3 protein-coding genes are annotated in these 2,571 nt (G+C 46.0%); 2 read left to right on the top strand and 1 reads right to left on the bottom strand.

What is annotated here, in order from left to right:
• Positions 1 to 213: 213 nt before the first annotated feature.
• Together ACOT1A_RS24480 and ACOT1A_RS24475 are read left to right on the top strand one after the other, a co-directional pair.
• Complete coding sequence (locus ACOT1A_RS24480) at positions 214 to 1,833, top strand: phosphoethanolamine--lipid A transferase MCR-9.1 (protein ID WP_001572373.1); 1,620 nt, start codon at positions 214 to 216, stop codon at positions 1,831 to 1,833.
• A gap of 76 nt (positions 1,834 to 1,909) precedes the next feature.
• On the top strand, positions 1,910 to 2,386 hold the full coding sequence (locus ACOT1A_RS24475; protein ID WP_001572372.1) for a WbuC family cupin fold metalloprotein: 477 nt from the start codon (positions 1,910 to 1,912) through the stop codon (positions 2,384 to 2,386).
• Here the strand turns inward: ACOT1A_RS24475 and ACOT1A_RS24470 are convergent.
• A partial coding sequence (locus ACOT1A_RS24470; RefSeq protein WP_216821203.1) for a hypothetical protein occupies positions 2,387 to 2,571 on the bottom strand: 185 nt, incomplete at its 5' end.

Below are 2,571 nucleotides of genomic sequence, written 5' to 3'. Positions count from 1 at the left end.
GCCTGAAAGCGTGCGTATTGCCTGAAAACACAACCCGCTACGGGGGAGACTTACCCGAAATCTGATTTATTCAACAAAGCCTCGTTAAGGTTAACCTAAGATTTCAGAATGATAATCTCTGCTTTGCAGCGAATAAGGCAATCATAATATTAGATTGAATTGTTGTAATTATCATCAATGTTTTTACTGGTTTACTATTTTCCGGAGGTGTTAATGCCTGTACTTTTCAGGGTGAAAGTTATTCCGCTGGTTTTACTTCTGGCAATGATCTTTGCGTTTTTACTTAACTGGCCAATATTGCTGCATTTTTACGAGATTTTGTCGCATTTAGAGCATGTCAAAATTGGTTTTGTCATTTCTATTCCCTTTGTTCTGGTTGCGGCGCTTAACGTTGTTTTTATGCCTTTCTCAGTTCGTTTTCTGCTGAAACCTTTCTTTGCTTTACTGTTTATCACTGGCTCACTGGTCAGTTATTCGACACTAAAATATAAAGTAATGTTTGATCAAACGATGATTCAAAACATTATTGAAACTAACCCCCAGGAAGCGCATTCCTATCTTAATGGCTCAATTATTATATGGTTCGTCTTTACCGGTATCCTTCCTGCCATCCTCCTTTTTTCAATAAAAATTCAATATCCTGAAAAATGGTATAAAGGCATTGCTTACCGTTTGCTCTCCGTGCTGGCATCGTTGAGTTTGATTGCAGGTGTTGCCGCACTTTATTATCAGGATTATGCCTCTGTCGGCCGCAATAACTCGACATTGAATAAAGAGATCATCCCGGCGAACTACGCTTACAGCACTTTCCAGTATGTTAAGGATACGTACTTTACGACTAAAGTGCCTTTCCAGACGCTGGGGAATGATGCTAAACGCGTCGTCGCTCACGAAAAACCCACGCTGATGTTCCTGGTGATTGGCGAAACGGCACGCAGCCAGAATTTCTCGATGAACGGTTATTCGCGTGATACCAATGCCTTTACCAGCAAATCCGGCGGCGTTATTTCGTTTAAAAATATGCATTCCTGCGGTACCGCTACCGCAATATCCGTTCCGTGCATGTTCTCGAATATGAATCGCACCGAGTACGACAGTAAAAAAGCATCTAACAGTGAAAATTTCCTCGACATCGTGCAGAAAACCGGTGTCTCGCTGTTATGGAAAGAGAACGATGGCGGTTGTAAAGGCGTATGTAGCCGCATCCCGACTGTCGAAATTAAGCCTAGTGATAACCCGAAACTGTGCGATGGCAAAACGTGCCATGACGAGGTGATGCTGGAAAACCTTGATGATGAAATCGCCAAAATGCCAGGTGATAAGCTTGTCGCCTTCCATATCATTGGCAGCCATGGACCGACTTATTACCTGCGTTATCCGGCTGAGCATCGCCACTTCATGCCCGAATGTGCACGTAGCGATATCGAAAACTGTACTCAGGAACAATTGGTCAACACCTACGACAACACCCTTCGTTATACAGACTATGTATTAGCTGAGATGATTGAAAAGCTAAAAAATTACAGCGATCAGTACAACACCGTGCTGCTTTATGTGTCCGATCATGGTGAATCATTGGGCGAAAGCGGGCTATATCTGCACGGCACGCCGTACAAACTGGCACCGGATCAGCAGACGCATATTCCGATGCAGGTCTGGATGTCACCGGGCTTTATCGCCGGGAAACACATCAACATGTCTTGCCTTGAAAATAATGCGGCGAAAAAATCATATTCCCACGACAACCTGTTCTCATCGATTTTGGGGCTGTGGGACGTAAGCACCAGCGTCTATAATCCTGACCGCGATTTGTTCCGCGAATGCCGTGGCTAATCGATTGTTAGTATAACAAAAAGCCTTACGGCAACCTGGTTGCCGTAAGCTGCAAGAATGCAATAAGGCTTATAATATGAAACAACTTACTTTCAACGACCTACGCAAGCAAAGCGCACAAGCCGCAAATTCCCCCCGCTTACGTGCCCATCATAATTTCCACCCTGAATTGAGCGACCCGGTGCAGCGTCTGGCTATTGCTATGGAACCGGGAACTTATGTTCGCCCTCATCGCCACCCGCATACTTTTGAACTGCTGACATCCCTTACCGGTCGCTTTTTGGTATTGAACTTTGATGACCTGGGTAACCTGACCCAGCGCGTCGTGTTAGGTGAGGACTGTAAAGTGCTGGAGATGGATGCAGGCACCTGGCATACCGTATTGTCACTGGATGAAGGCGGCGTTATTTTTGAGGTAAAACACGGTAGGTACCAGCCTGTTGCTGATCAAGATGCCGCCCCATGGGCCCCCGCCGAAAACGAGCCGGGAACTGCAGAGCTGATGAAATGGTACACACAGGCGCAAGTAGGTGATGGCGGATATCCGCGGTAATTAATGCGTTGCACGGAGTGCCATTCTCTCCTTCGCGCCAACTTCAAAGGCTAAGACGCTTCCTCCCAAATCACCTACTCGTAAACCTGTGGCAAGAGTAGAGGCACTGTTGCAAATAGTCGGTGGTGATAAACTTATCATCCCCTTTTGCTGATGGAGCTGCACATGAACCCATTCAAAGGCCG

Origin of the sequence: Enterobacter cloacae complex sp. SYL003, from assembly GCF_049236925.1 — a bacterium.
In the GTDB taxonomy this organism is placed as follows: domain Bacteria; phylum Pseudomonadota; class Gammaproteobacteria; order Enterobacterales; family Enterobacteriaceae; genus Enterobacter; species Enterobacter intestinihominis.
Note: the sequence above shows the minus strand (reverse complement) of the source record. Positions and strands in the feature narration are given on the sequence as shown.

What these genes read in the sequence shown, in the direction of transcription:
- ACOT1A_RS24475 (WP_001572372.1), top strand. Translation starts at nt 1,910, where the DNA reads ATGAAACAACTTACTTTCAACGACCTACGCAAGCAAAGCGCACAAGCC.
- ACOT1A_RS24480 (WP_001572373.1), top strand. Translation starts at nt 214, where the DNA reads ATGCCTGTACTTTTCAGGGTGAAAGTTATTCCGCTGGTTTTACTTCTG.